The sequence below is a fragment of the Paenibacillus pinisoli genome (genome assembly GCF_003605435.1).
Classification (GTDB): Bacteria; Bacillota; Bacilli; order Paenibacillales; family Paenibacillaceae; genus Pristimantibacillus; species Pristimantibacillus pinisoli.
In genome coordinates, this window is record NZ_QXQB01000004.1 from 418,377 (window position 1) to 443,646 (window position 25,270).

Sequence of the window (25,270 nt, forward strand, 5' to 3'; positions counted from 1 at the left end):
GGGGCGCCGTTTCTTATTTCTATCCGCCGGTTCCCCAGCGGAATCGGCGCGGAGTTCCGCCTTCTCTATCTTGGGAGGAGACATTATGTTGAAGAATGAAAAGGCCGTTGTCGTATTCAGCGGCGGGCAAGACAGCACGACATGCCTGTTCTGGGCACTGGAGAGGTTCGCCGAAGTAGAGGCGGTCACTTTTAACTACGGTCAGCGCCATAAGCTGGAGCTCGACTGCGCGGCGGAGATCGCGGCCGAGCTAGGGGTCAAGCATCATGTGCTGGATATGTCGCTGCTGAACCAGCTTGCGCCGAATGCGCTGACGCGGGACGACATTGACATTGAGCAGAAGGATGGCGAGCTGCCGACGACGTTCGTCGACGGTCGCAACTTGCTGTTCCTGTCGTTCGCCGCGGTGCTCGCAAAGGGCATTGGCGCCCGGCATATCGTCACCGGCGTATGCGAGACGGACTTCAGCGGCTATCCCGATTGCCGCGACGTCTTTGTCAAGTCGCTTAATGTGACGCTTAACTTATCGATGGACTACAACTTTGTCATCGACACGCCGCTGATGTGGCTGAACAAGGCGGAGACATGGGCGCTTGCCGACGAGCTGGGCGCATTCGCCTTTGTCAGAGAGCGGACGCTGACCTGCTACAACGGCATTAAAGCCGATGGCTGCGGAGAATGCCCGGCATGCGTGCTGCGCCGCAGAGGGCTTGAAGAATATATCGCGTCGCGAGGGGCGGAGGGAGCGGCATTATGATGCTTCAGCAGATCTACCCTTCCGCGCCGCATGACTACTCCTATGAGCTGAACAAAGATTTTCAATTTGACGCCGCCCACTTCGTGCCGTCCGAGGCGGCAGGCAAGTGCCAGCGGATTCATGGCCATACGTATTATGCAAATGTGACCGTTGCCGGAGACGAGCTGGATGAGTCCGGCTTTCTCGTTAACTTTGCCCTAATCAAAGAGCTGATTCACGGCCGGTTCGACCATACGCTGCTTAATGACGATTCAGCGAGCTTTGACGGGGAGAATCCGGACCGCTTCCCGACGACGGAGGTGGTCGCCAGGACGGTCTGGGAGCTGGTGCAGGCCTATCTGGACGGCATGCCGAACAAGCCGGTGTGCCTCCAGGTCTACTTGCGCGAGACGCCGACCAGCTACTGCATCTACCGCCCGAAGCGGAAGGCGGCTTCCCATGAATAGCCCGAGACGCATTCCGGTGATGGAGGTGTTCGGTCCGACCGTGCAGGGAGAGGGCATGGTGATCGGGCGCAAAACGATGTTCGTCCGCACGGCGGGCTGCGATTATCAATGCGCCTGGTGCGACTCCGCGTTCACATGGGACGGCACCGGCAAGGACGAGATTCGGCTGCTGGCCGCAAGCGAAGTGATGGAGGAGCTGGAGCGGACGGGAGGCTCTTCGTTCGACCATGTGACGATTTCCGGCGGCAACCCCGCTTTGCTGCCCCAGCTCGGAGAGCTGATCGCGCGCTTGCATGAACGGGGCATCAAAACCGCGCTGGAGACGCAGGGCAGCCGCTGGCAGCCTTGGTTCGCAGATATCGACGACCTGACGCTGTCGCCGAAGCCGCCAAGCTCCGGCATGGCGACCGACTGGGCGCTGCTGGATGATATCGTCGCGAAGCTGATAGAGCAGGGGAGCGCCTTCTGCCTGAAGGTCGTGGTATTCGACGAAGCGGACCTGGCCTACGCGAAAACGGTGCATAAGCGCTATGCGGATGTGCCGTTCTATCTCCAGGCTGGCAATGGCAATTTGACGGAGACCGAGCCTCGTCTGATGCTGCCGTATCTCGTAGAGCGGTATGAATGGCTGATCGGGCTTGCGATGGCGGATAGTGAATTACGGGGCGTGCATGTGCTGCCTCAGCTTCATACCTGGGTATGGGGCAACAAAAAAGGCGTATAGCATCTATTATAGAAGAGGAAGTGAACATCCTATGGCAGGCAGAAACCAGGAAGAGCTGATACAGGGCGGCATTACGCAGCTGGGGAATCAGGGTACGAAGTATCCGTTCAATTACGCGCCGGAGGTGCTGGAATCGTTCGACAACAAGCATCCGGGCCGCGATTATTTCGTCAAATTCAATTGTCCCGAATTTACAAGCCTGTGCCCGATTACGGGCCAGCCGGACTTCGCGACGATCTATATCTCCTATATACCTGATGTGAAAATGGTAGAGAGCAAGTCGCTGAAGCTGTATCTGTTCAGCTTCCGCAACCATGGCGACTTTCACGAGGATTGCATGAACATTATCATGAACGATCTGATCGGGCTGATGAACCCGCGGTACATCGAGGTATGGGGCAAATTCACGCCGCGCGGCGGCATCTCGATCGATCCGTATTGCAACTGGGGCCGTCCCGGCACGAAGTACGAGGCAATGGCCGAGCATCGCCTGATGAATCATGACATGTATCCCGAAAAGGTAGACAACCGGTAATCGGCCGCAGCCCGCGGCAGGCTGCCGCCCATGCAGACGTCCCGTCCGCTTGGAGAGCCATGAGGCTTTCCGCGGACGGGACGTTTTTTGATGCGGCAATAGCAGGTGAGGGCGCCAGACCGGTAGCATCTGATCATGGCTGAAGCTTATTTGGAAAGAAGTGCCGCATGACACAGCCTATTTGTGCTACCATGTAATAGTTGTCCGCGCCGCTGTCCGCATCCCGGGCTAAGCGCTGCTGCTCTATAAAACGATAAAGGCGTTGTTCTCGATGAAAAATGTGCTCATCACCGGCTACCGCGCGCATGAGCTGAACATATTCAGCCAGAAGCATAAAGGCATCAAGTATATCCAGAAGGCGATTGCCGGCAAGCTGCGTCCGCTGCTGGAGGAAGGCCTCGAATGGGTCATTACGCCGGGCCAGTATGGCGTGGACCTGTGGGCTTGCGAGGAGGTAATCAAGCTGAAGCGCCAGTACCCGCAGCTTAAGCTGTCCATCATAACAGCCTATGCGAACCCGGAGGAAGGCTGGAAGGACGACAAAAAAACGTATTACCAGAGCCTGCTTCCGCGCGTCGATTACTGCGCTTCGATCTCGAAGGGGCCTTATGAAGGCGTCTGGCAGTTTACGGCGAGGGACGAGCTTTTGCTGCGCAAGACCGACGGCATCATTCTGGTCTATGACGAGGAAGCGGGCGAAGGAAGTCCGCGCTTCATCAAGGAGAAGGCGCTGAAGAAAGCGCATGCCGAAGGCTACCGCTACATTACCATTGCATCGGACGATATCCAGAGCATTGCGGACGAGGACAGCTACCGCGAGATGGAGGAGCCTTTTTACGAAGAATAGGGTTGACAGTTTCCTTGGGAGGTTGCTATAATTCACCAATGACATTAATTCCGATAGGTTATATAGGAATTATAAACATCTTTTATAAGGAGGCACTACCCATGACTACAACAAGAGTAAGATTCGGCCAGTGGACGGTCGCGCTTCTGGCGGCGTTCGCTATTCTGTTCGCGGCAACGGCTGCGCATGCCGCTCCATCGACGGCATCCCAGCATGCCTTGGACGGGGCTGCCGAATACAGGCTGTTCCTGGAGGACAAATTCGACGTCCGCCTGGAGGGCAAGCTGAGCAAAGGAAACTTCATCGAGGCCGTGGCCGGCGTTCTGAAGCTCGATGCGCCGAAAGAGCAAGCCGTCTTCGCCGATCTGTCCCCTTCAGACGATCTGTATCCAGCGGCTTCCGCGCTATATAACAAAGGAATTCTGCAAGGGCCTGCCATCGGCGGCGAACTGCAATTGACGAATGCCGTAGCCGTATCCATCGCAATCAGAGCTGCGGACTTGAAGGAGCTCGCTTATACATATCCGCCCGCGAAAGTGGACAAAGCGCTTGCCGAGCTGGGCATCTCTGCTGCTGGCCTTGGCAAGCATGTGGCTCAGGAGCTGGCGGCAGCGGTCGACACAGGCTTCATTCCTGCGGAGTACCGCCAAGGCTTCTCTCCTAAAGCGGCAGCCGGCGAGGCTTTCGCGAACGTGCTGCTCGGCAAAGTGCTGGAGACGAAAGGCCTCTACAAAAACTACATCGGCTACATCAGCGATGCCGATATTATCGCCAAGCTGAACCAGGCTTACGCGACTTCGGACATCATCCAGGCGCCTAAGCTGCAGAAGCTGGTCAATACCGCGCTGGAGCAAGAGCTGATTACGGGCTACAACCTGAAGGACTCCCGTTTTGAAGCCAATTTCGTTGACGAGCTTGCTCTTACGTACGGGCATTCCGACCTCAAGCATGCGATTCAGCTGATCGGCTTGCTGCGCAGCGAAGGGCTGGATGCAAAGGTGCAATTCGAGCCGAAGACATCGGCCTTCGTCCACCTGCTGGAGTGGGGCGATCCGGGCCCGAACGTCGTGAAGATTGCGAACGGCAATTATATCGCTTATGCCAAGGAATACGATTTGAAATTTGAATTCGCTACGAAGAAGGACAAGGAAGCATTCCAAGCGGTTATTCTGGCCTACGCCAAGAAGAATGAAGCCGATCAGACGGGCCTGATCGCGAGCTCGTGGTGGCAGCCGCTGTATTATTCCGCAACGGAGCTTGCCGATTACGAAGTGATCACGAACAACCTGATCACTGATCCGGACAGCCCGTATACGGTGCATCCGTTCTCCCTCAACGAGAACTCCGAGGCCGTGGTGAAAGGCTTCAAGGAGATTGATCCGGACGCTGTCATCACGCCATACAAGTTCTGGGTTGACGTGCCTTTCTTCAACTACCTGCATGGTGAATCGACCTAGGTCTAAGGTTATTTAGAATCAAGAGCTATGACGTCGCAGAGACGTTCGTAGCTCTTTTTTTATTTTTTCCCGATATAGGAAAAAATGGCCGTGCGCGGTCCATGCCCCTCATGCGCCTGATTCTTAACGATAGGGACAAGTCAACGGACAAGCGGAAGGAATGCCGCATATAGTATTTCATCTTAGATAGGAAAAGAGGTGCAGGACATGCCGTTAATCTGGACTTGTTCCCTGACGGGCATCATTGGATCTATTATTACATTTGCATTCGGCAGTTGGGTGGAATCCCTGACCGTTCTTATTGTGGCGATGGGAATGGATTATGTAAGCGGAGTTGCCGCATCGATCAAGGAAGGCAAAGGATTAAGCAGTACGTTCGGAGCTTTGGGGCTTGCCCGCAAAGGATTGATGCTGCTTGTCATTCTGCTTGCCCACCGGGTGGATATATTGCTTGACACAAGCAACGTGACGATGGGAGCCGCGATTTATTTTTATATTGCGAACGAGCTGATCTCGGTTACGGAAAATTACGGAAGAATGGGATTGCCGCTGCCGGAGAAAATCCGCAAATTAATTGCGGTGTTGAAAGAAAAGTAAGGGACGGCGCGGCAAATGGCACTTTCCAAAAACCTCCAGGGGCATGCGGCGGAGGTTTATTTCCGCTTGCATGGAATTGCTCGATTCGCATATAATAGGAACAGATGTTCTTATTTGTTGAAAGCGATGCGATGGAGGGGTGGCTATGGCCGCTAACGGAATAGAGGCTCGCGGGGGAACTGCGCCTGCGGCGACGCCGCCGATTCAGACGGAAGACGAGCTGACGCTCGTGAAGCGCTGCGTGCTGCTGGGGATTGTAACGCGCGTACTGGATCATGATATACGGGTTGTGGATTCGTCTGGCATGAAGCTGCCGCGCTTCTACGAATCGCTCCTTCGCGGCATTCAGGATCGGGTGCTGCTGGATTTGGCAGACCTGCGCAGGCAGTTCCGCAGCCGCGGAATCAAGATTTATGAAGAGAACCAGGAGAAGGACGGACTCCTTGCCAAGTACGTTTGCCGCGGTTATCATCATGAGTTTTACATGTTATGGGGGTTCGTCAAGGCGGAGTCGGAGCGTATATTGAAGCAATATTTGTCTAAATGATGGCTAAATGATGTCCAAATTGTTCAATGTTTTGTCAAAAAGGAAAAAAACTTTTCCACTTTGCGCAGTTTAAGGTTGAGAACTTCGGACGATCTTATGTAATATAAGAGGTAGACATTATGATCGCAAAGGGGAGCACGTAGCAATGCACAAATGGATTATGTTCGTCGTCTTCACAGCGGCAGCAGTACTGGGCATTTATTTGCTTACTTTCAACCTGCCTGAGAAACCGGTGGAAGAAGAACTGCCTGAAGGCGTAACGCGTATGACAATCGAGGCATACAGCGACTTTACGTTCAACAAGGAAGTATTTACGGCGAAAGTCGGAGACAAGGTTATTATGAAGCTCACGAACAAGAGCGGCGTTCACGGTGTTCATATTGACGAACTTCAAGTAGCATTGGATAACGATACTCCGGAGACAGAGCTGGAATTCACTGAGCCGGGCGAGTATGAAATATATTGTTCGGTTCCTTGCGGCGCCGGACATACAACGATGAAAGCGAAGCTTGTCGTCGAAGCAGCGTAAAGCATGAAGAAAAGGAGCCGAGAGGCTCCTTTTCCATTACGCTTTTGTTCCGTCCCTTAAGCGGCCGATCGTCTTCTTCTGCGGTCGCGCGCGATGAAGACGTCAACGATGTAGCCGATAACGGCCCAGCTGACAATCGTGAGCGCGTACATAAGCAGGACGCTCACCTCATGAATGTCGACAAAAAAGTCGGCGAACCATGCCGGAATGCTAAGCATGAAAAAAACCATGTTATGCGGGTCGTAGCCCGTATAGTTGAAAGCGCAGATCGCAACCGCGATCAGGGTGGCGATAATCGTAACCGTATAGCGCATAGGAATTGATCTCCTTTAACTAAAGATTGCCGTAATACGATTCCATAGGTTATTATGTGACAAAAGGACGAAACTCATGCCGAAGGCGCAGGTAGCTCACATAAACGATGATTCCAGGAGGCTTTGATTATGATTACACATATCGTTTTTTTCAAACTAAAGGATAACAGCGCAGAGAGCGTGGAGCGCACGGCACAGGTGCTTCGCGATATGGAGGGCAAGATCGACGAGCTGAAGTATATTGAAGTCGGCATCGACGTGCTTCATTCGGAGCGTTCGTATGATATTGCACTTATTACGAAATTTGATTCCATGGCTGCTCTGGAGGCCTATCAAGTGCATCCGGTGCACAAAAAAGTAATTGAACATATGACGCAAGTACGCGAAGCATCCGCAAGCGTCGACTTTGAAAGCTAAGGGGTATACGAAGACATGGAGGATATGCGGGACGTATACGAAATGCTGACTTATTTATTGGTCATCATTTTCAGCAGCATTATTATGGTCGCTTGGCTCAAGCGGAGAGCAAAACGCAAAAATAGAAGCTAACCGAAAGCAGGGAATGCAATGTATTACGTGAATCAGGAGCAGATCGCCGTCCGGCTGAACGCGATACCGGAGCTGGCGGAAGCGCTTAGCGCGCTGGCCTCCGACTGGAGAGGCGATTTGCTGCAAGGACTGGCCCAAGAGCGCGCGCTTCATCTTGCCATTGAGACCGTAACGGATGTAGGCAGCTATCTGATCGACGGTTTCATTATGAGGGATGCAAGCAGCTATGAGGATATTATTGAAATTGTAGGAGGAGAAGGCGTATATCCCGCCGAGCTCCAAGACGTGCTGACAGAGCTTGTGAAGCTGCGCAAGCCGCTCGTTCAAGACTATTATGCATGGCAGCGCAGCGAGCTGCACCCGTTTACAGCACAGCTGCCGGCGCAGCTGACGGCGTTTCGGGATTCCGTCGAGCGTTACTTAAAGCAGGAACTGAACGTATAATTCCAAGCTTCCGAATGTTTGATTACGGGGCTGAACGGCAGAACGTATGGGCGGAGGTGGAGTCGTGAAGCGAATGGATAACGGCAAGCATGGCGGGCGCGAGCCGAAGCCCGCTTCTTCGACCCGGGAACGCATTCTTCTGCTGATGAAGACGCGGGGAAGGATGAGCGCGAACGAGCTTGCAGCGGAACTGAATTTGACCGAGATGGCCATCAGGCGCCATATGTACGAGCTGGAGCACGCGGGCAGCGTGCAGACGGTAGCTATCCGCCGGCAGGTGGGACGGCCGCTGCATAAGTTCGAGCTGACGGCTGGCGCTGATGAATTGTTTCCGAAGAATTACCATGCATTGGCGCTGGATTTGCTGACAGAGCTGGATGAGGATCCTGAGACGGCAGGACTCATCGACCGCATGTTCGAGGGCCGCATGCGCAAGCTCCGCGACCGGTATTTGCCCCGGATGAAGGGGCTCGGCCTAAAGGAGCGCGTAGAAGCGCTGGCCGCGATTCAGAATGAAGGCGGCTATATGGCGCAGATCGAGAAGGACGGCGAGGGCCGGTATACGCTGCATGAATACAATTGTCCCATTACGGGTGTCGCGGGCAAGTATGAGCAGGCATGCGGCTGCGAGCTGGCGTTGTTCCGCAGCTTGCTGGAGGTGCCTGTGGAGCGTACGGAATGCCTGTCCAAGGGCGGAAGCCGCTGCAGCTACACCATTGACGGCAAGGAAAATCCGTAATCCGCGAAATATCAATCATTACGAAAGCCTGGCTAAGCAGCCGGGCTTTTTTTTGTTGTGCGCAGCGCCCGCAGGGGATGCGGGGAGAGGGGGAATATGCTGCATCCTCCAATTGTTCGCACAATTGCGAATCGCATTGTGTCAAGACGAGCCCATGCTGCTTATACTGTCATTACGAAGTAGGCATTCGTCTAGCCGCTGGGCTCTGGCAAGTGAGTGGAGCTGCAGCGCGGCTGCTTCAGAGGAGGCGTTCGGCATGGCGGAATGGAGCGCGGCGGTAGCTGCGGCGGCATTTGTCGCTTTGGTAGCGGGATTATTAATCGGGCTTCGCATCATGCTTCGCAGGCTGGGGCAAGCGCAAGCATCGGTAGAAGCGATGCAGGCAGATCTGCACCGGCTGTCTGCAGAGATTGGGGCGGTGCTTCAGCCTGTAGAGCAGACAGCAAAAGGCGTGCAGCAGAGTCTGGAGGCGGCAGGAGGATTGGTGCAGGCGGTACGTCAAGTGAGCGGTACGGTCGAGAGAACGTCATCGGCTGTCGAGCGTGTCGCAACAACCCTGTCCGCGTCAGCCGTCAAGCATGCGGAGCGCATTGCGGCCGGCCGTCAGCTGGATGAGGCGGCGCAATGGGCGCAGCTGGGCCTGACGGCGTGGCATTTGTGGCAGTCTAGAGGCAAAGCGGAGCCTCCTCGCGATTCCCGTGCGAATGATTGAATCAATAAGCCGAGACGAAGGGTACTCTAATGACGAAAGGAGCGATTATCGATGTCAACACGTAAAGACACAAAAGGATTTTTGCTGGGCGCAATAGCGGGAGGGATTATCGGCTCCGTTACAGCTTTGCTATTCGCGCCGAAAGCAGGCAAGGAGCTGCGCCAGGATATTTCCACTGGGGCTCAGAAGGTAGGAGAAGGCACGATTAAAGCGGCCAACAAGGTTGGCGAGACAACCGGACGTATTGTAAGGGAAATCGGCGATCAGGCTTCCACGATTGCGGGCAATGTCGTCAGCAGCGTGAAGGGCCTGCGCAAGCCGGCGGATGCGGCGGCAATTGCGACCATATCAGGCATCACTTCCGAGGAATTTGCCGAAGAAGCCATCGAAGCGGCTGTAGAAGCGGCAGAGGAAGAAGTGTCCTCCAAGCAGCTGTAAGAGGGTGGATATGGCTAAAGCAAAGAGCCGGCGCGGGCAGCAAGCGCTTGGCTCTTTTCCATGCCTGGAGCTTCTTGAACCTTGTCCATATTTGCGTTAAGATGTAGGTACGTTTTCGATGCCGAATACATATGCTATTCTGTCTCGAAATCGGATTCCATCATCTTGTTTAAGAAAGCGGTGTGTTTGTGCAGCAACCGATAGCGATACTAGATTCCGGCGTGGGCGGCCTTACGGTTGTTAGGGAAGTGATGCGCCAACTGCCGCGCGAAAAAATTATTTATTTCGGAGATACGGCGCGTACTCCATATGGACCGAGAACCCCTGAAGAAGTGACACGCTTTACTAGAGAAATCGTCGATTATTTGATACAGTTTCATCCGAAGATGATAGTCATTGCCTGCAATACCGCTACAGCGGTGGCGCTTGCCGATATTCGCGCAAGAGTTGCGATTCCGGTCGTAGGCGTCATTAACCCTGGCGCACGTGCCGCTATCGGGAGAACCAAGACGGGCTGCGTAGGCGTCATCGGCACGGAAGGCACCATCAAGAGCGGCGCGTATGAACAAGCGCTGCGCGAGCTGTCGCCTCATGTGCAGGTCGTCAGCGAGGCGTGTCCGAAGTTTGTGCCTCTGGTCGAGCAGGGCAACTTCCGCTCGATTGAGACGTATGACGTCGTAAGAGACTCAATCTCCCACATGCGCACGTATCCCATTGATACACTCATTCTGGGATGTACGCATTATCCGTTCCTGACGGAAACGATCTCCGAAGTCATGGGAAGCGAAGTCAATCTGATCAGCTCCGCCGACGAGACAGCGAGAGAGATCAGTACGATTCTGCAAGACAAGCGCAAGCTGGCGCGGAATGACCAAGTTCCTGTGCATCAGTTTTTCTGCAGCGGAGATCCCGAAATGTTCAAGCTGATTGCTCAGCAGTGGCTTGGCGAGCAGATTGAGCTGACGCCTGTCGTCTGGCAAATTCCGAATATCGTATAGGCAGATTTGTGCAGCCCCAATAATGAAGCGGACAGCCGTCTCCGGAAGGAGCCGGCTTTTTCATTGAAGCGGACATTGATAGGACAGGCTCCCCCGAGCATAGGATGAATAAAACATCATGGCGAGAGCGGGGGAGAAGTTCGTGAACCAAGATTACGGTTTTGGCGATATGATGCGGGAAATTCAAGACTTGAAGGCCAAGAACCCGTTTGTTGGCGTATTCCAATACGGACAAAGCGTGTTCGGCCGCCCGCTCGTGGCGTTGTGCTGCGGCCGCGGCCAGCGGCGGATGCATGTGAATGCTTCCTGCCATGCGAATGAATGGATCACATCGGCGCTGCTGATGAGGTTCATGACGGAGCTGTCCGGGGCTTATGCGGCAGGAGAGCGTCTGGGCGGCGAAGATGCAGGCGCACTCCTCGATACAGTGACGTTATGGGCGGCGCCAATGGTGAACCCGGACGGGGTAGAGCTCGTCCAGGGCCGGTTCGATCACTCCCACCCTCATTATCGGACGCTGATGGAGTGGAACGGAGGGCTTGAGGATTTCAGCGGGTGGAAGGCCAATATCCGCGGCGTGGATTTGAATGACCAATTCCCTGCCTTCTGGGAAGAGGAATGCAAGCGCAGGGCGGTCGTATCCCCTGGTCCGCGGGATTACCCGGGAGCCCATCCGCTCTGCGAGCCGGAAGCGTCGGCGCTGGCGGAGCTGACGGATCGACTCGGCTTCCATGCGGTTGTAGCGCTTCATACCCAAGGCCGGGAGATCTACTGGAACTACCGGGACTTCGAGCCTCCTCATGCCGAGACGCTTGCTGCCAGGTTAGGCGCGGCCAGCGGCTATGCGCCGGTTAAGCTGAGCGGCAGCGATGCAGGCTACAAGGACTGGTTCATCCATCGTTACCGCAGGCCCGGCTTTACGGTAGAAGCCGGCTACGGGGAGAATCCGCTGCCAGCCAGCGCATTCGATTCGATCTATGGAGAGCTTCGCCCGCTGCTGCTGGAATCGCTGAAGCTGTGAGCGCGGAGAGGCGGGGGGCGCAAGCGGCCGTTCCATGAGATGGCAGCACGCATGGAGCGGCCGGATAGGAGAATCGGGGAAGGCTATGTTATAATGCTGTAAAATCGGGGTTTAAGAGGGGTGGACGAACATGCGCAAGCTGCTGTCGCTGAAGCATTGGCAGAGAACCTTTGCCCTTATATTCCGGCTGCTGAAATCAAGGGATGTGCTGATCAGGGACAAGCTGCTGTTCCTTGTGCCTGTTATTGTCTATTGGGTCGTGCCGGATGTGATGCCCTTTGTGCCGATTGACGATATCGCTTTTACGATGATTATTGCGGAATGGTTTGCCCGAAGAATGGGGACGAAGTATAATATACAATAATGAATGAAGAACTTGTTGCCAAGCAGGCAACTTAAGAGGGAGCTGGATAAGCATGAAGTGCAAAATTTCCCGCAACGCGGCGAAGATGATAAAGCTTGAGCTGGAGAAGGAAGAGCATACAGGCAAGCTGCTGCGCGTCTATGTGACGCATGCGCACGGCGACCATGCCCATTACGGAATGGGGATCGACTCGCCGACCGACAAGGACGTTGTGGTATCAACGGATAAGGATATCGACGTTATTTTGGAGAAGGACAATGATTTTCTCGACGGTATCCGCATAGATTACTTCTACGTGCCGGAAGAGGGCTTCGCGATTACGAACCCGTCCAAGGGCAACCACGGAGATCATTAAGCACCGCTTTGCAGGCGATGGGGAATGGATTGATAGAAAATGGCTACAAACGAAATTAAAGTGTGCGAGAAATGCAAGCATATGAAGATGAAGACTTCGCTTGCCAAGCTGCAGAAGCTTGCGCCCGAGGCGGAGATCAGCCAGGTGACTTGCAAATCCTACTGCGGGCCTTGCGCCCGCTATGCCTTCGTGTTCATTAACGGCCGGTATGTGAAGGGCGCGACAGAGGATGAAGCGATAGAGAAGGCGCTGACTTATTTGAAGTCATAAGGTATAGTTTATAAGAGCGAGCAACCACTGAACCCAACAACCTAGATGCTGTTGGGTTTTTTACTTATTGCATTAAGCGGGGAAGGAGCATAGGATGGATATAAAAACACCGCAGCTGCTGTATCACGGAACGACGAGCGCAACCGTTGAATCCTTCCGCAGCAAGCTGCTTCAATCGCCTTACTGGCGGCCGGGCAAGGACTTTGGGGAAGGCTTCTATACGACGATTTCCATCGCCCAGGCGCGAAGGTGGGCGCACAAGACGGCGAAGGAAGCGTGGGACGGCGGCAAGCCTTGCGTGCTGGTCGTCGAGCTGTCCAGCATACCCTCCGATATCGAGCCAATGCTGTTCCTGTCGGATTCGCCTGCCTGGGCTTCATTCATCTACAGCCACAGAAAGCAGAACGTGAAGGGCGAAGATCCGTGCGCCGTACATCCTGATATCATTATTGGTCCCATGGCTGACAATGACACTGGAAAAATCGTACATAAAGGCGTACAATTGAAGAAAGACGATCAGTGGTTCTACGATCAGATCACCCGGTCCCAGAAGGGACGCAAGCTGGACGCCTTGAAGCTGGGCAACCAGGTTGTATTCGGTTCCGAGCGATGGGAGTCACATCTTGTCTTATTGGGTTATTATATATATACGAGAGGAAGGTGGTTGTATGGCGACGCCGGGGACGAGAGTGAGATTAAGCGCGTATGAGCGCGGCATAGCCGAGGCGCTGGTGCAAGGGTGGAATTATGAACCGTTAGCCGCCCGCGAGCTGGTGGTCGAATACATCAAGGTTATTCGCAGATTAGGCGGATATGAGCCGTGCACCCATTATGCGGCGCTTATCGATCGGGCCAAGCGCGCCGGACACACGCCTTCCATGTGGATTCAACGCATCGTGGACATCGAGCAAGGCGAAGCGATGGACCGCGGCATCGGAGAGGAGCAAAGCCGCCATTACGTGCAGACCAAGTAAGGGGCTTCGCTGGCTGCTGACGTTGCGCGGGCAGTAACATACAGGGAGACAAGGGGACATGCGGCAGCTGACTTAAGCATCCGCTTGTCTTTTTTTGTGAGGAAGAGGAGAAGGAGAGACCATTGTAACTGGGAGGCTTCATGGTGGACAACGGATATCGTGCAGGAAGACGGTTTTATTACGCCGGTTTTATAATGGCAATCTGCAGCTTGATTGCGGCAGAGCTGATATGGATTCCAGCCCCGCTTCGAACGGGCGGAGGCGTGCTTTGGATTGAAATGATCGACTGGATCTATTATGTACTGGCGCTTATTCCGCTGAGCTGGGCGGCCGGTGCAGGGAGGATGCTGCTATTATCTTCCAGGGCTGCAACTCGCGGCCTGAGAGGCGCAATTATTATCATCAACTTGGTGCTTACGGGACTGCTTATCGCTGAGGCATCAATGACCGCTATGCTGGCTGTATTGATCGCAGCAGCAGTGCTAGTCCTGGCAGATCTGCTGGCCAGCGGCAGCATGGGGCAGCCTCGCAGATCTTGGCGTACGGTCGTCTCAATCTCCGCAATGGCAGTTATCTTTGGGGTGCTGCTCATTCCGACCGGCTATAGCGTCACTTATCCCGGCATGACGCTGAACATGAACCGTTACGCGCATGTGCAAGGCGGGGCGGAAGGCGGCAGCATTGAAGGCGTGCTTGTATTCGACCGGCCTTCCGTCCTTGCAGACCGGCTGTACGGGTGGATGTTCCCGCAATATGATTTCCTGCCGATTCCGAAGGACGAGCCCCCTCTGTCGGAGACGTATGCGCAAGTGGTTGCGATGAAGACCGATGCCAATCGGGTAGCGGCGGCAATTGCTATGCAGAAGGCCGGCATCGGCAAAGGCATTGTTCCGGATGGGGTGCGAATTGTCGCTATCCTGAAGGACAGCCCGGCAGACGGCGTGCTGCATGCGGGCGATATCGTGGATGCGGTGAACGGGCAAGAGGTGCGCAAGGTTGAGGATATGATCAACTATATGATAGAAAACGTAAAGCCTGGGGATCAAGTGAAGCTCGCTGTCAGAAGAGCCGGAAAGCCGGCAGAGATTACAGTCCGCACCGTTCCGGCGGATCAGGACGCATCGCGTGCGGTATTCGGGGTATCCGTACAGACGGAGCCGAAGCTGGATACGCCTAGAGCGATTGCTTTTCATGAGTATATGGCGCATGTCGGCGGACCTTCGCATGGTGCGATGCTTACGCTTGCCTTTATCGACCAGCTGGTAGAGGGCGGCGTGACGGGCGGCCTGCATGTAGCTGGGACAGGCACGATTGAGGCGGACGGCTCGGTCGGCATGGTCGGCGGCATCCCGCAGAAGGCGTATGCGGTCAGCCGGACCGATGCCGATGTGTTTTTTGTGCCCAAGGAGGGAGAGCAGGACGCTAGAAGCGCCGCGCCGGACCTGCGGATCGTTCCGGTGGACAACATTGACGATGTGCTGGCGTGGCTGCGCGAGCATAGCAATGAAGCCCAAGGGAAATGAACCTTCCCGGTGCCGAATGCCCGACTTGTTGAACACGCGCGATAAGGGGAATATTCGTCTGATATAGTTGACATCCCATGTGAAATAGTTGACAATGAATCTGATGTCTATGTTTGAACAAATAGGAGAATTATACATGAGTCATAAATTAGAACGAGCATCCTTTCAGGAGCGGCTGGATCATTTCGTTAATGTCATTCGCACGGAAATTGTGAACGGAATTCGGGAAGAAGGCACCTATCTGCCCGCCGAGAGCGCGCTGGCGAAGCAATTCGAGCTGAGCAACAAGTCGATACGGAAAGGGCTGGAGCAGCTCGTCGAGGAAGGGCTTATCGTCAAGATTGACCGTGTCGGCAGCATGGTTACGCCAAGGGCGAAGGAGACGATTACGATCAACTTCGGCTGTCCGATCAGCTTGACGACAGACTTTATGATGGACGATCTGATCGCGGCGTTCTCTAAGCGCAATCCGGGCATTCATGTCCGCCGCATTTCACTTAACCATATCAGCTACTCGCAATCCGCCGAAGAGATGATTGCGAACGGCTTGCTTGATGTTGTTGCGTTCAACAGCCCGCAATTCCAGGAATGGACGGAGGAAGGGCTCACCTCGCTGCTGGAGCCGCAGCTGTCCGACGAGCGGCTGTACCGCATTGCGGAGGAAGCCTTCGTGCATGACGGAGCGCTGTTTGCGAAGCCGGTCTCCTTCTCTCCGGTCGTCTTGTGCTATAACAAGGAGCACTTCGCGAGGGCGGGCATAGACGCCCCCGACAGCTACTGGACCTGGCAGGATCTGATTGATGCAGCGGCGAAGCTGTCGGAATCGCGCGGGAAGCCGGGCATCTACTTCCTGCCGACCTCCGAGAACCGCTATTCCGTCTTCCTGCTGCAAGGCGCAGGAAGCTATCGGGGAGGCGATCGGCCTGAGGGGCTGCTGGACGGCTTGTCGACGCTTAACAGCCTGATTGAGAACCGTTCCATCTTCCCGAATTATTGGGCGCACGGCAATGACGAGACGATTCAGCTGTTCGTCGAGGGCCAGGTGTCTATCATCCTGTGCACGTACTTTAATCTGAATGAATTTGCCCATACGACGATCGATTACGACATCTGTCCGCTGCCTGTCCTGCACAGAGGCGATCCGCAGCGCACGCTGCTGCTGTCGATCGGAATGTCGGTTGTGAAGCAGTCCAGAGTGAAGGAGGCGGCTCGCCGCTTCGTCGACTTCCTCTCGTCGGAGGAAGCGCAGGGCATGATCAGAGACAAGACGATGAGTATTCCGGCCCGCAAGGAGTCTGCCAGCCGCAGCGCGGGCGGCGCGCTCAGACTGCCGTCCAGGTATGCCATGTTCAGGGAGCTTCAACCTTCCTTCGCCTACCATAGCGATCTTGGCTTTCAGATGAAGGATCTGAGGAAGATTACAAAGTGGCTGAAGGAATATTGGTCTAATATGATCGATGAGAACGAACTGAGCAGCAAGCTGATGGAGCTGAGCTCAGACGACCGCAAGAGCGGGCAGCCGGCAGGCATGCCCTAAAGCGGCAATACAGCACTAGAACCGTCCAAGCCTATAGGCTTGGACGGTTTTTTTTCCACAATCGAATTTGTAAGTTAGGCCTCGGGTAGAGGTTTTTTTATTTGCTATCCCTTGTACGCGCTTTCAACTTCTAGAGAATTCAGAAAAATAGTTGTTGACGTCTTTGTAAAAGCGGGCTTATAATCAATACATCAGAAGTACATCAGTGATGTATATCACTATGAAATTATTGGTAATTATCAATCAATAGTAAATCAGAATGGAGCGGAATGCATCATGCGAGCGATTAAGAGCCGGAATGGCGCTGCGGTAGTCGTCGATCTTCCGGAACCGGAGATCAAGCCGCAGTATGTCAAAGTAAAAATTCATTATTCCTCCGTCAGCATCGGCACAGAGCTCCTGATGATCCGGACGAATCCGGAAGCGGCGCTGGGCTACAGCGCAGCCGGGGTCGTCATTCAAGTAGGAGAAGGCGTCACTCATATCAAGCCGGGAGACCGGGTAGCTTGCTATGGTACGCCGGCCCACCGGGAAATTATGCTTTCACCCAAGCATCTCGCCGTCAAAATTCCGGATGGCGTATCGATGCAGGAGGCGGCGTTCTCCGGTATTGGAGCGATTGCGATCCACGCGCTGCGGCAAGCGGATTTGACCTTCGGCGAATCCGTAGTAGTGCAGGGCGTAGGCATATTAGGCCAAATTATTGCAGCGATTGCCCATGCGTCCAACTTCCGCGTAATCGGCCTGGACCCCATTGCCGAGCGCAGAGAGAAGCTGCTGGAAGCCGGGATCCGATACGCGTATGGCAGCGCGGATGAGATTGGCACAGCGCTTAAGACGGCTACGATCGGCGGGAAAGGCGCGGATGCCGTGCTGGTGTGCGCCAGCAACCGCAGCCACAGCCACATCGATACGGCGATCGGCTGGCTTCGGGATAGAGGCAAAATCGTCGTTGTCGGCGATACGGGCTGCGACTTCAACCGGGACCTGCTATTCGCGAAGGAAGCAAGCGTTCACATTTCGCGGGCGGGCGGCCCGGGGCGCTATGAAGCCGATTATGAGCAGCTCGGATTCGATTATCCGATCGGCTACATCAGATGGACAGAAGGCCGCAACATAGGAGATTTCCTGCGGATGATCGATGAGAGAAGAATCGATATCGCTTCCTTGATTACGGACGAAGTTTCCTTCGAAGCTCTCCCAGAGCTATATGAGCGTTACGAGCGCGAGCCGAACAAGATGCTGGGAATCGTCGTTCGATTCCATGACTAACGGGAGGAGTGAAAGCGCTTATGCAAGAGATCGCTAGGGGCGCCAAGGCGGCTAAGCGGCCGGAAGGATCGCGTCCGAAATGGGTCAAGACATTCCTTCGTTACCGGTGGCTCTATCTGTTCATGGTGCCGGGACTGCTGTACTACATCATCTTCCACTACGTGCCGATGTTCGGGCTGGTCGTCGCTTTCCAGGACTACAACCTGATGAAGGGCGTCTGGGGAAGCCCCTGGGTAGGCTTTGACAATTTCAGAACGGTCTTCTCATCGCCGGACTTTCTGGTCCTGATGAAGAACACCATTATCCTTAGCGTCTATCGGATCGTGTTCAATATGTTCCCCGACTTGATTCTGGCGCTTATGCTGAACGAGATACGGGTGCGCTGGTTCAAAAAGTGGATCCAGACGCTCACCTACGGTCCTCACTTTCTGTCTTGGATTATCGTATATGGCATTGTGTTTTCCTTCTTTGCGCCGGGCTCCGGCCTCATCACGAACTTCATCCGCGACTTGGGCTGGACGCCGATCGACGTCCTTACCAGCTCGGAGTGGTTCCGGACGCTGCTCCTGAGCACGGATATATGGAAGAGCACAGGCTACGGAGCGATTATTTATTTGGCCGCGCTGGCGGGCATCAACAATGAGCTTTATGAATCCGCTGCCATTGACGGAGCGGGGCGCTGGCGGCAGATGTGGCATATTACGCTGCCGGGCGTGCGGGATGTATTCATCCTTCTGATCATCCTGAGACTGGGGAATATTCTCGACGCGGGCTTCGAGCAGGTTTACATTTTCTTGAATGTACGCGTTTACGATGTCGGAGATATATTGGATACCTGGATATTCAGAAGAGGTATCGAGCAGCTTGATTTCAGCGTTCCTGCGGCGGTCGGCGTCTTCAAATCCATTATCGGATTTGTGCTCGTCATACTTGCGAACAAGCTGGCCAAGCGCTTCGGAGGTTCGGGAATATGGTAATGAAATGGCTGGAGGTGGTGGAGCATGCCGTTCCTGTTCAAAAAATCGCTGTCTGACCGTGTGGCGGACGGAATTATCTACCTGGTGCTTGCACTATTCGGTATTGCGACCTTGTTCCCGATTTACTACGTATTTGTCGTCTCCATTACGCCTTATACGGAAGTGCTCAAAAACGGCGGGTTCCTGCTTATACCGAAATCAATCACATTCGACGCTTTCCAAGCGATATTCAGCAGTGGAGTTGTCCCTCGCGCCTTGCAAATTACCGTACTCATTACGGTTTGCGGCACAGCGCTGAACTTGCTGGTTACGACGCTACTTGCGTATCCGCTTTCTAAGAAGTTTTTGCCGGGGAGAAATCCCGTCTTGCTGGCGCTGATCTTTACGATGCTGTTCTCGGGCGGTCTCATTCCGACCTTCCTGACCGTCAAGGCGGTCGGCCTGATGAATACGCTGTGGGCGCTTATTATTCCGGGGCTGGTCTCGACCTTCAACCTGCTAATTATGAAAACTTACTTCGAATCGCTGCCTCCGGAGATTGAAGAGGCGGCGAAGGTAGACGGCTGCGGCGACGCGCGGACCTTGATGTCCATCGTGCTTCCGCTGTCGATGCCAATCATGGCGACGCTGGGCTTGTTCTACGGCGTCAATCATTGGAACGCTTATTTCGGCGGCATTATGTACCTGAACGACCGGGATCTGTATCCGCTGCAGGTCGTGCTGCGCAACATGATCATTACGCCGAGCGTAAGCCAGGAGCTGGCCGTGCCGCAGACGCAGCTGAGCGCGCTGCCTCCCGAATCGATCAAGATGGCGACGGTTGTCGTCGCGATTGTTCCGGTTCTTATCGTGTATCCTTTTCTACAAAAATATTTCATTAAAGGGATGCTGCTTGGAGCAGTAAAGGGGTAATCACAGGCAAGACAGCCAGCAGACGGAGGGGGAATGTCCGGGCGCCTAAGCGCGAACTTCTATTAGAGAGAGACAAGAGCAATGCCGCATGAAGGAAAGAGCAGAAACCTTGAAACCTATCTCATACTTTAGGAGGTCATGCAACATGAAAGGAACCAAATCGCTATTATTGGTGCTTATGGCAATCATCCTTACACTGACAGCATGCAGCGGCAACAACAAGTCGAACCAGAAGCCGTCCTCGCAGCCGTCGTCAAGCTCGAATACGGGCGGAGAGACGTCGGAGCCGGCGCGGGAGAAGATCAAACTGAACTGGTTCGTGACGGCTTCGGCGGATGCGATTCTTCCGAAGGGCGACCAGGACTTTGTGAAAGCCGCAATCGATGAGAAGTTCAACGTCGATCTGAAAATCAACTACATGCCGTTTGGCCAGGACTATCAGAACAAGCTGAATTCCATGGTAGCTTCAAGCGACATTCCGGATGTATTTTTTATCGACGGCATTTCCTCCAACCAGTACATCAAGGACGGCATTGCCCGCGATATGACGGGAATCGTCACGCCTGAGAATATGCCGAATTACTTCAAGTATTGGGTAAGCGAAGACGCGCTTCCGAAGTATCAGGTGCAAGGCCAGTTCGCCAGAGCGCCGATTCCGTACGAGAAGTACTTCTACCGCTCCTATTATATCCGCCAAGACTGGCTGGATAAGCTCGGACTGCCGATGCCGAAGTCTTACGACGAGATGGTCAGCGTGATGCAAGCCTTCACGAACGACGATCCGGACGGCAACGGCAAAAAAGATACTTACGGCTTCACCGCTTTCGGCAACGGCACCAACATGTCGCTTGAATTCCCGACCTACGTCAAAAACGGCTTGTTCGGCGACTTCAACATTGTAGGCGACGAATTCATCGATACCCGTACCGATCTGAAGATGCAGCAGGTGCTGGAAGATACCAAAGCGCTGATCGGCTCCGGCGTAGTCGATCCGGACTGGCTGCTGAACAAAAACGGCCAGCAAATCGAAAAAGCGGTTCAAGGCAAAGTCGGCATCATTCTCGGCTTCGGCAAAAACCTGGCCTTCGACAAAAACCCGGAAGGGCTGCAGATGAAAACAAAAGAAGTAACAGGCAACCAGGATGCCAACTGGATGCCGTTCGATCCATTCGCTGAAACTGGCACGTATATTGATCCGGTACCGGGCAACCCATTCCTGCTGAGCTCCAAGTCGTCCGAAGAGGCGATCAATCGCTCTGTGGAAATTCTGGATTGGCTCGCGGGCGAAGAAGGCTTCCTGCTTACGCACTACGGCCGCGAAGGCACAGAGTATACGCGTGACGGCACAACCATCACGCTAAACCAAGATGCCATCAAGTCCAATATTACCGATAACGGCAACTTCCTGTCCGTCTACAACTGGTTCACGCCGATCTCCGGTCCGGAGGAATTCGGCATCGTCGTAGCCGATCCGAACGTGACAGACCGCGACCGCGCGATCGTAGAGACGATCACTTCCTATAAGATCGTTCCTTCCGTAGGCACGAGCATGGTTGTTAAGGAAGGCATGGACCTCGGCGCGCTGCGCGCCAGAATGAACGAGCTACAAGTCAAAATTATTTATGACGAGAAGGATGCGTCCAACTGGCCAAAATACCGCGAAGAGCTCATGACCAAATACGGCGGCAAAGAAATTTTCGAATTCTATGCCGAGCAAGTAACAGAGGCAAGAGGACAGTCCGTTACGTTCAAGGGCGACAACAACTAATCGAATAGAAGGGGATGGAGAGTCGCATGATGCCGGCTCTCCTCTCTCTATCCGCACAAGAACGAAGGAGGCTTCATCATGGACTACAATGCCGGAGCACCAATGATTCGGGTACAGACGGTCAAGGCGCTGAAGGCGTTGCCGGAGGAGTGCCGGATACCGGGAGGCTCCGTCTGGGTGGAAGGCTATAAGGAAGCGGGAGATGCGGGGGCGAAGCTGGTGTACTGGTCGCAATTATGCATGTCCCCGGATAACGGCGGAACCGTCCATGCGCCTGAGGATGGCGGAGAGGGTCGCTGGCTGGTCAGGCATGACGGCGTAGGGCGCTTCAGCTGGTTCGGACATTTTGGTGCCGACCATGCGGCGGATGACGCCTTGGACGCCATGGTGAACGATCCATCCGTCCGCCGGATCGAAGCAGGCGCGGATCTGCGCTTTATCCGGCGCCATCAGTATAGCCGGAGCCGTATTGAGCTTGATTTTGGCGGCTTCGCGGTCTATACGGAAGGGATGGAGGATGCGCCGGACAATGATCCCTTCGCGGCGCTGCTTTTATTCCGGGGCAAGCTGGCTGACAGGGAGCAGACCATTGAGCTGATGGAGCCGCTTGCGGAGATGGATGAGAGATTCCCCGTTGCTGAAGCGGAAGCGTTCCTGCCCGGCGACTGGTGGATCGTCCGCAGCGACAAGCTGAGGGGCGGGGCGGAGCGCGAGCTGGAGAAGATGCTGCGGGTAACCGAGGTGCTGGACGACGGTCGCGTGCGCTTCGATTACAAGAACGGCTGGAGGCTGGAAGCCGGCCGGAAGATCAGCTACCGCAAGGTAGAGCCGGTCGTCGGCGCCAACGTCCGCAACATGAAATTCCACGGGGCGGGAACAACGATGGCTGCGGGCTCTCATCCGGTGGCTTATGAGTTCGCGTCGGAATGCCATGTGTCCGATATCGATGCCTATCGCACGTTTTGGCCGGTCGTCATGCGGCGCTACTGCTCCCACTACATAACGGAGCGATGCAAGCTGACCAATCCCGTCGAGGTGCTGATCGGGGGCACCGGCTACCTGACTCAGCAAATCTACTGTCTGTACGGCGTGGTGCGGGACTGCCTGACAAGCAACGGCAGGCATTTGAATGATTTTACCGGCTCCGCTTACGGCTATGTAGAGAATTGCCATGCCGATGGCGACGACCTGGGCGCATTCGTGACACACGGCCAATATGAGCATGATTTGACGTATGTAGGCAATTCCGGCCTGATGTCCTTTGCCAACAGCGGTCCGACCTGGGGCGAGAGCGCCAAGCGGATTACGGTGAAGCAGCATGTCGGCTCCTGGTTCATCGCCCACCGGAAGGTGACGGATTTGACGCTGGAGGATGTGCATGTATTCAAGCGGGACGGAGTTGAGAACGCAGCCAATACCGGCTCGTTCTGGCTCAATGCGGACGGCGTGCAGATGAAGAACTGCACGGCGGAGGCGATGGTCCGTTTCGTGCAAGTATCGGACCGGTCAAGCAGGCCGAATGTGGCTGAGAACAGCTCCTTCACCGTGACGAAGGGACGAAGGCTGTCGCATGCGGGAGTGGACGGCAAGCTGCAATTCGTCCGCTGCCGCTTCCTCGGACTGGACGGGAACCGCTTCGAGGGCGGCGGCGAGCTGAGCTTCCGCGATTGCGAGTGGCAAGGGGCAAGCGAGCATTCGTCCGCAGTAAGCATAGCCGGCGCAAGCTTCAGCTTCACCGGCGGCAGTATGGCCAATACCGGCGTCGAGATGACCGGCGCGGGAGCCAAGCTAATTGAAATTGCTGGAGGCGCGCGGTTAAGCGGCACCAATGCCGGCAAGGCGCTGCTGAAGAGAGCGGCGTCACAAGAGACGCAAGGCAGAACAGAGTGGCGCCTCGCAGGATACATCAGCCGGGCAGCCGATAGCGAGACGGCACATGTGGAATTGAACGGCGCGCCGCATGCGTACCTGGCGAGCGGCGTCACGTTCGAGGGCGGCCGTTTTCACTGTCCGGAGGGCGCATTCGGAGAAGGCGGCTATATGCTGCACAAAGATAATATCGAGCTGAACGTCTGCCGCGAGGTGATGCCGGCTGAGCGAAGCGGCGTCCAGCATGCGCTTCATAATATGAACATCACTACTGGAGGGTATTGAACATGAACGATCAACAACTATTTGAGCTAATGGAATCGAAGCTGTATGCGGCAGTAATCTCAGATACATTGGATGAGCTGGGCCACCGCAATCAGGTGATGCGCGAAAACATTAATCCGATCGTGAAGGATTGGGTCGTAGCGGGCCGCGCGAAAACCATTCTGTCCGTGGATGTGCATTATGTGCCAGAGGATCCGTACGCGAAGGAGATTGAGGCGGTAGACAGCGTGAAGCCTAACGAAGTGGTTATCGGCTGTACGAATGAATCGAAGCAGAATGGTCTGTGGGGCGAGCTGTTGTCCACCGCCTCGAAGATGCGCGGCGCCAGAGGCGCGATCGTCGACGGCTTGATCCGCGATACCCAGAAGATCGAAGAGCTGGGCTTCCCGGTATTCGCAACCGGCACGAAGCCGGTCGATTCGCAGGGCAGAGGCCTCGTCATCGACTATGACATTCCGGTGCTGTGCGGCGGAGTGATGGTGCATCCGGGCGACGTCATCTTCGGCGACCGCGACGGCATTGTGGTTATCCCGCAAGCGCTGGTGGATGAAGTGTTCCAGCGCGCCATGGACAAGGTGACGCGCGAGAACCATACGCGCGACGAGCTGCTTCAGGGCCGCACGCTGCGCGAAGTGTATGACAAATACGGCGTACTGTAAGACGCGCTGGCGAAGGAGCGAACCGGCATGAGGCTGCTAGGGAAAAGAGCGGTAGTGACAGGCGCGGCGCGGGGCATTGGCCTCGCGATCGCCGAGCGCTTCCTGCAGGAGGGCGCAAGCGTCGTGCTGATCGACCGGGACGGCGCCGAGCTGGAGGCTGCGCTTCGGGTCTTGGCTCCATATGAAGAGCGGACAGCGGCAGAGGTCTGCGATCTTCGCAGCTTGCCTGAGCTGGAGCAAGCGGCGGCATCGGCCTTCGGCAAGTTCGGCGGCGTTGACATTCTGGTCAACAATGCCGGAATTGCCTTCCGCGAGCCATTCATGGCCATCTCGATGGAGAGGTGGGAAGCCGTATTTGACGTAAATGTAAGGGCCGTATTCCGACTGGGACAGCTGGCTGCCGATTGCATGGCAAGGCAAGGGAAGGGCGGCGTCATTCTGAACATGAGCTCCAAGAACGGCCTGACCGCCAGCGGAGAACTCGCCCATTACAATGCGTCGAAGGCGGCGGTTATCCTGCTCACGGAATCGATGGCGGTAGAGCTGGCGGGATTTGGAATCCGCGTCAATGCGGTGGCGCCGGGCTTCGTCGATACGCCCCTTGACCGCAAGCTGCGCGAAGAGAACGGACTGCCGGCGTATTCGGAGCATACGCCCATGAAGCGCGGAGGCACTGTGATGGAGGTTGCGAATGCCTTCCTGTTCCTTGCATCCGACGAAGCCTCCTATATTACGGGAACGACGCTGCGGGTGGATGGAGGACATTTGGCGAACGGCAGCGAATTGTGAGATAGCCGCTAAGCCGACTATCAGCCTTGTCCGGTTGGCCGGCAAGCAGCGGACAGCATGAA

At 55.2% G+C, this 25,270-nt stretch carries 31 protein-coding genes; 30 read left to right on the plus strand and 1 reads right to left on the minus strand.

The genetic code is table 11. From position 1 onward, the window contains the following. Positions 1-88: 88 nt before the first annotated feature. From queC to D3P09_RS19040, 9 genes are all read left to right on the plus strand, one after another. Positions 89-757 (plus strand): 7-cyano-7-deazaguanine synthase QueC, encoded by a 669-nt coding sequence (gene queC, locus D3P09_RS19000; RefSeq protein ID WP_120113347.1) that lies wholly within the window; start codon positions 89-91, stop codon positions 755-757. Continuing rightward, positions 757-1,203 carry a 6-carboxytetrahydropterin synthase QueD gene (queD, locus tag D3P09_RS19005; protein ID WP_120113348.1) on the plus strand — a complete coding sequence of 149 codons (447 nt, stop codon included), beginning with the start codon at positions 757-759 and terminating at the stop codon, positions 1,201-1,203. The genes queC and queD overlap by 1 nt, the downstream gene beginning before the upstream one ends. Beyond that, a complete protein-coding gene (gene queE, locus D3P09_RS19010) occupies positions 1,196-1,927 on the plus strand; it encodes a 7-carboxy-7-deazaguanine synthase QueE (RefSeq protein WP_120112974.1) in 732 nt (243 codons plus the stop codon). Before queD ends, queE begins: the two co-directional genes overlap by 8 nt. 31 nt (positions 1,928-1,958) lie before the next feature. Beyond that, the gene (queF, locus tag D3P09_RS19015) at positions 1,959-2,462 is read left to right on the plus strand and encodes a preQ(1) synthase (protein ID WP_120112975.1); all 504 of its coding nucleotides are present in this window, start codon (positions 1,959-1,961) and stop codon (positions 2,460-2,462) included. A gap of 271 nt (positions 2,463-2,733) precedes the next feature. After that, a complete protein-coding gene (locus D3P09_RS19020) occupies positions 2,734-3,309 on the plus strand; it encodes an SLOG family protein (protein ID WP_120112976.1) in 576 nt (191 codons plus the stop codon). Positions 3,310-3,410: 101 nt separating this feature from the next. After that, positions 3,411-4,766 (plus strand): hypothetical protein, encoded by a 1,356-nt coding sequence (locus tag D3P09_RS19025; RefSeq protein WP_120112977.1) that lies wholly within the window; start codon positions 3,411-3,413, stop codon positions 4,764-4,766. Between the two features lie 207 nt (positions 4,767-4,973). Then, positions 4,974-5,363, plus strand: a complete 390-nt coding sequence (locus tag D3P09_RS19030) for a phage holin family protein (protein WP_120112978.1) — start codon at positions 4,974-4,976, stop codon at positions 5,361-5,363. A gap of 145 nt (positions 5,364-5,508) precedes the next feature. After that, positions 5,509-5,910 carry a YhjD family protein gene (locus tag D3P09_RS19035; protein WP_120112979.1) on the plus strand — a complete coding sequence of 134 codons (402 nt, stop codon included), beginning with the start codon at positions 5,509-5,511 and terminating at the stop codon, positions 5,908-5,910. Positions 5,911-6,055: 145 nt separating this feature from the next. After that, positions 6,056-6,439 (plus strand): cupredoxin domain-containing protein, encoded by a 384-nt coding sequence (locus D3P09_RS19040; protein WP_120112980.1) that lies wholly within the window; start codon positions 6,056-6,058, stop codon positions 6,437-6,439. Between the two features lie 56 nt (positions 6,440-6,495). On the opposite strand, the gene D3P09_RS19045 is transcribed toward D3P09_RS19040, so the two are convergent. Further along, positions 6,496-6,753 (minus strand): hypothetical protein, encoded by a 258-nt coding sequence (locus D3P09_RS19045; RefSeq protein ID WP_120112981.1) that lies wholly within the window; start codon positions 6,751-6,753, stop codon positions 6,496-6,498. A gap of 129 nt (positions 6,754-6,882) precedes the next feature. On the opposite strand from D3P09_RS19045, the gene D3P09_RS19050 reads away from it, so the two are divergent. The 21 genes from D3P09_RS19050 (at position 6,883) to D3P09_RS19150 (ending at position 25,208) form a co-directional block, all read left to right on the plus strand. Further along, entirely contained in the window at positions 6,883-7,170 is a 288-nt protein-coding gene (locus D3P09_RS19050; protein ID WP_120112982.1) for a Dabb family protein, read from the plus strand. 150 nt (positions 7,171-7,320) lie between these two features. Next, entirely contained in the window at positions 7,321-7,746 is a 426-nt protein-coding gene (locus D3P09_RS19055) for a DUF86 domain-containing protein (RefSeq protein WP_120112983.1), read from the plus strand. 73 nt (positions 7,747-7,819) lie between these two features. Next, positions 7,820-8,485 (plus strand): helix-turn-helix transcriptional regulator, encoded by a 666-nt coding sequence (locus D3P09_RS19060; RefSeq protein ID WP_120112984.1) that lies wholly within the window; start codon positions 7,820-7,822, stop codon positions 8,483-8,485. 256 nt (positions 8,486-8,741) lie between these two features. Further along, complete coding sequence (locus D3P09_RS27765; protein ID WP_165867504.1) at positions 8,742-9,197, plus strand: DUF948 domain-containing protein; 456 nt, start codon at positions 8,742-8,744, stop codon at positions 9,195-9,197. A 51-nt stretch (positions 9,198-9,248) separates the two neighbouring features. Beyond that, the gene (locus tag D3P09_RS19070) at positions 9,249-9,635 is read left to right on the plus strand and encodes a YtxH domain-containing protein (RefSeq protein ID WP_120112986.1); all 387 of its coding nucleotides are present in this window, start codon (positions 9,249-9,251) and stop codon (positions 9,633-9,635) included. Positions 9,636-9,823: 188 nt separating this feature from the next. Further along, the gene (racE, locus tag D3P09_RS19075) at positions 9,824-10,633 is read left to right on the plus strand and encodes a glutamate racemase (protein ID WP_120112987.1); all 810 of its coding nucleotides are present in this window, start codon (positions 9,824-9,826) and stop codon (positions 10,631-10,633) included. A gap of 118 nt (positions 10,634-10,751) precedes the next feature. Continuing rightward, positions 10,752-11,654: a M14 family metallopeptidase gene (locus tag D3P09_RS19080; protein WP_120112988.1), complete on the plus strand. Its 903-nt coding sequence runs from the start codon at positions 10,752-10,754 to the stop codon at positions 11,652-11,654. Between the two features lie 130 nt (positions 11,655-11,784). After that, positions 11,785-12,018 (plus strand): hypothetical protein, encoded by a 234-nt coding sequence (locus tag D3P09_RS19085; RefSeq protein ID WP_120112989.1) that lies wholly within the window; start codon positions 11,785-11,787, stop codon positions 12,016-12,018. A 52-nt stretch (positions 12,019-12,070) separates the two neighbouring features. Then, positions 12,071-12,373 (plus strand): iron-sulfur cluster assembly accessory protein, encoded by a 303-nt coding sequence (locus D3P09_RS19090; protein WP_120112990.1) that lies wholly within the window; start codon positions 12,071-12,073, stop codon positions 12,371-12,373. Between the two features lie 39 nt (positions 12,374-12,412). Next, a complete protein-coding gene (locus D3P09_RS19095) occupies positions 12,413-12,643 on the plus strand; it encodes a YuzB family protein (RefSeq protein ID WP_120112991.1) in 231 nt (76 codons plus the stop codon). 94 nt (positions 12,644-12,737) lie between these two features. Continuing rightward, entirely contained in the window at positions 12,738-13,352 is a 615-nt protein-coding gene (locus D3P09_RS19100) for a DUF3990 domain-containing protein (protein ID WP_120112992.1), read from the plus strand. After that, the gene (locus D3P09_RS19105; protein WP_133305028.1) at positions 13,312-13,617 is read left to right on the plus strand and encodes a hypothetical protein; all 306 of its coding nucleotides are present in this window, start codon (positions 13,312-13,314) and stop codon (positions 13,615-13,617) included. Before D3P09_RS19100 ends, D3P09_RS19105 begins: the two co-directional genes overlap by 41 nt. Positions 13,618-13,757: 140 nt before the next feature. Beyond that, positions 13,758-15,140, plus strand: a complete 1,383-nt coding sequence (locus D3P09_RS19110; protein ID WP_120112994.1) for a PDZ domain-containing protein — start codon at positions 13,758-13,760, stop codon at positions 15,138-15,140. Between the two features lie 136 nt (positions 15,141-15,276). Then, complete coding sequence (locus D3P09_RS19115; protein ID WP_120112995.1) at positions 15,277-16,677, plus strand: extracellular solute-binding protein; 1,401 nt, start codon at positions 15,277-15,279, stop codon at positions 16,675-16,677. Between the two features lie 276 nt (positions 16,678-16,953). After that, entirely contained in the window at positions 16,954-17,949 is a 996-nt protein-coding gene (locus tag D3P09_RS19120; protein WP_120112996.1) for a zinc-dependent alcohol dehydrogenase, read from the plus strand. 20 nt (positions 17,950-17,969) lie between these two features. After that, complete coding sequence (locus tag D3P09_RS19125) at positions 17,970-18,926, plus strand: ABC transporter permease (protein ID WP_120112997.1); 957 nt, start codon at positions 17,970-17,972, stop codon at positions 18,924-18,926. A 24-nt stretch (positions 18,927-18,950) separates the two neighbouring features. Beyond that, entirely contained in the window at positions 18,951-19,838 is an 888-nt protein-coding gene (locus tag D3P09_RS19130) for a carbohydrate ABC transporter permease (protein ID WP_120112998.1), read from the plus strand. Between the two features lie 145 nt (positions 19,839-19,983). Next, positions 19,984-21,606: an extracellular solute-binding protein gene (locus D3P09_RS19135; RefSeq protein WP_165867505.1), complete on the plus strand. Its 1,623-nt coding sequence runs from the start codon at positions 19,984-19,986 to the stop codon at positions 21,604-21,606. A gap of 78 nt (positions 21,607-21,684) precedes the next feature. Further along, positions 21,685-23,760, plus strand: coding sequence for a peptidase C14 (locus D3P09_RS19140; protein ID WP_120113000.1), 2,076 nt, complete (start codon positions 21,685-21,687; stop codon positions 23,758-23,760). Between the two features lie 2 nt (positions 23,761-23,762). Further along, a complete protein-coding gene (locus D3P09_RS19145) occupies positions 23,763-24,419 on the plus strand; it encodes an RraA family protein (protein WP_120113001.1) in 657 nt (218 codons plus the stop codon). A gap of 27 nt (positions 24,420-24,446) precedes the next feature. Further along, positions 24,447-25,208 (plus strand): SDR family NAD(P)-dependent oxidoreductase, encoded by a 762-nt coding sequence (locus D3P09_RS19150; RefSeq protein ID WP_120113002.1) that lies wholly within the window; start codon positions 24,447-24,449, stop codon positions 25,206-25,208. Positions 25,209-25,270 lie beyond the last annotated feature (62 nt).

Bases quoted from the DNA above. Each gene is read 5' to 3' on its own strand.
- queD (WP_120113348.1), top strand. From the start codon at position 757: ATGCTTCAGCAGATCTACCCTTCCGCGCCGCATGACTACTCCTATGAG.
- queE (WP_120112974.1), top strand. From the start codon at position 1,196: ATGAATAGCCCGAGACGCATTCCGGTGATGGAGGTGTTCGGTCCGACC.
- queF (WP_120112975.1), top strand. From the start codon at position 1,959: ATGGCAGGCAGAAACCAGGAAGAGCTGATACAGGGCGGCATTACGCAG.
- D3P09_RS19020 (WP_120112976.1), top strand. From the start codon at position 2,734: ATGAAAAATGTGCTCATCACCGGCTACCGCGCGCATGAGCTGAACATA.
- D3P09_RS19025 (WP_120112977.1), top strand. From the start codon at position 3,411: ATGACTACAACAAGAGTAAGATTCGGCCAGTGGACGGTCGCGCTTCTG.
- D3P09_RS19030 (WP_120112978.1), top strand. From the start codon at position 4,974: ATGCCGTTAATCTGGACTTGTTCCCTGACGGGCATCATTGGATCTATT.
- D3P09_RS19035 (WP_120112979.1), top strand. From the start codon at position 5,509: ATGGCCGCTAACGGAATAGAGGCTCGCGGGGGAACTGCGCCTGCGGCG.
- D3P09_RS19040 (WP_120112980.1), top strand. From the start codon at position 6,056: ATGCACAAATGGATTATGTTCGTCGTCTTCACAGCGGCAGCAGTACTG.
- D3P09_RS19045 (WP_120112981.1), bottom strand. From the start codon at position 6,753: ATGCGCTATACGGTTACGATTATCGCCACCCTGATCGCGGTTGCGATC.
- D3P09_RS19050 (WP_120112982.1), top strand. From the start codon at position 6,883: ATGATTACACATATCGTTTTTTTCAAACTAAAGGATAACAGCGCAGAG.
- D3P09_RS19055 (WP_120112983.1), top strand. From the start codon at position 7,321: ATGTATTACGTGAATCAGGAGCAGATCGCCGTCCGGCTGAACGCGATA.
- D3P09_RS19060 (WP_120112984.1), top strand. From the start codon at position 7,820: ATGGATAACGGCAAGCATGGCGGGCGCGAGCCGAAGCCCGCTTCTTCG.
- D3P09_RS27765 (WP_165867504.1), top strand. From the start codon at position 8,742: ATGGCGGAATGGAGCGCGGCGGTAGCTGCGGCGGCATTTGTCGCTTTG.
- D3P09_RS19070 (WP_120112986.1), top strand. From the start codon at position 9,249: ATGTCAACACGTAAAGACACAAAAGGATTTTTGCTGGGCGCAATAGCG.
- D3P09_RS19080 (WP_120112988.1), top strand. From the start codon at position 10,752: ATGGCGAGAGCGGGGGAGAAGTTCGTGAACCAAGATTACGGTTTTGGC.
- D3P09_RS19085 (WP_120112989.1), top strand. From the start codon at position 11,785: ATGCGCAAGCTGCTGTCGCTGAAGCATTGGCAGAGAACCTTTGCCCTT.
- D3P09_RS19090 (WP_120112990.1), top strand. From the start codon at position 12,071: ATGAAGTGCAAAATTTCCCGCAACGCGGCGAAGATGATAAAGCTTGAG.
- D3P09_RS19095 (WP_120112991.1), top strand. From the start codon at position 12,413: ATGGCTACAAACGAAATTAAAGTGTGCGAGAAATGCAAGCATATGAAG.
- D3P09_RS19100 (WP_120112992.1), top strand. From the start codon at position 12,738: ATGGATATAAAAACACCGCAGCTGCTGTATCACGGAACGACGAGCGCA.
- D3P09_RS19105 (WP_133305028.1), top strand. From the start codon at position 13,312: ATGGCGACGCCGGGGACGAGAGTGAGATTAAGCGCGTATGAGCGCGGC.
- D3P09_RS19110 (WP_120112994.1), top strand. From the start codon at position 13,758: ATGGTGGACAACGGATATCGTGCAGGAAGACGGTTTTATTACGCCGGT.
- D3P09_RS19115 (WP_120112995.1), top strand. From the start codon at position 15,277: ATGAGTCATAAATTAGAACGAGCATCCTTTCAGGAGCGGCTGGATCAT.
- D3P09_RS19120 (WP_120112996.1), top strand. From the start codon at position 16,954: ATGCGAGCGATTAAGAGCCGGAATGGCGCTGCGGTAGTCGTCGATCTT.
- D3P09_RS19125 (WP_120112997.1), top strand. From the start codon at position 17,970: ATGCAAGAGATCGCTAGGGGCGCCAAGGCGGCTAAGCGGCCGGAAGGA.
- D3P09_RS19130 (WP_120112998.1), top strand. From the start codon at position 18,951: ATGCCGTTCCTGTTCAAAAAATCGCTGTCTGACCGTGTGGCGGACGGA.
- D3P09_RS19135 (WP_165867505.1), top strand. From the start codon at position 19,984: ATGAAAGGAACCAAATCGCTATTATTGGTGCTTATGGCAATCATCCTT.
- D3P09_RS19140 (WP_120113000.1), top strand. From the start codon at position 21,685: ATGGACTACAATGCCGGAGCACCAATGATTCGGGTACAGACGGTCAAG.
- D3P09_RS19145 (WP_120113001.1), top strand. From the start codon at position 23,763: ATGAACGATCAACAACTATTTGAGCTAATGGAATCGAAGCTGTATGCG.
- D3P09_RS19150 (WP_120113002.1), top strand. From the start codon at position 24,447: ATGAGGCTGCTAGGGAAAAGAGCGGTAGTGACAGGCGCGGCGCGGGGC.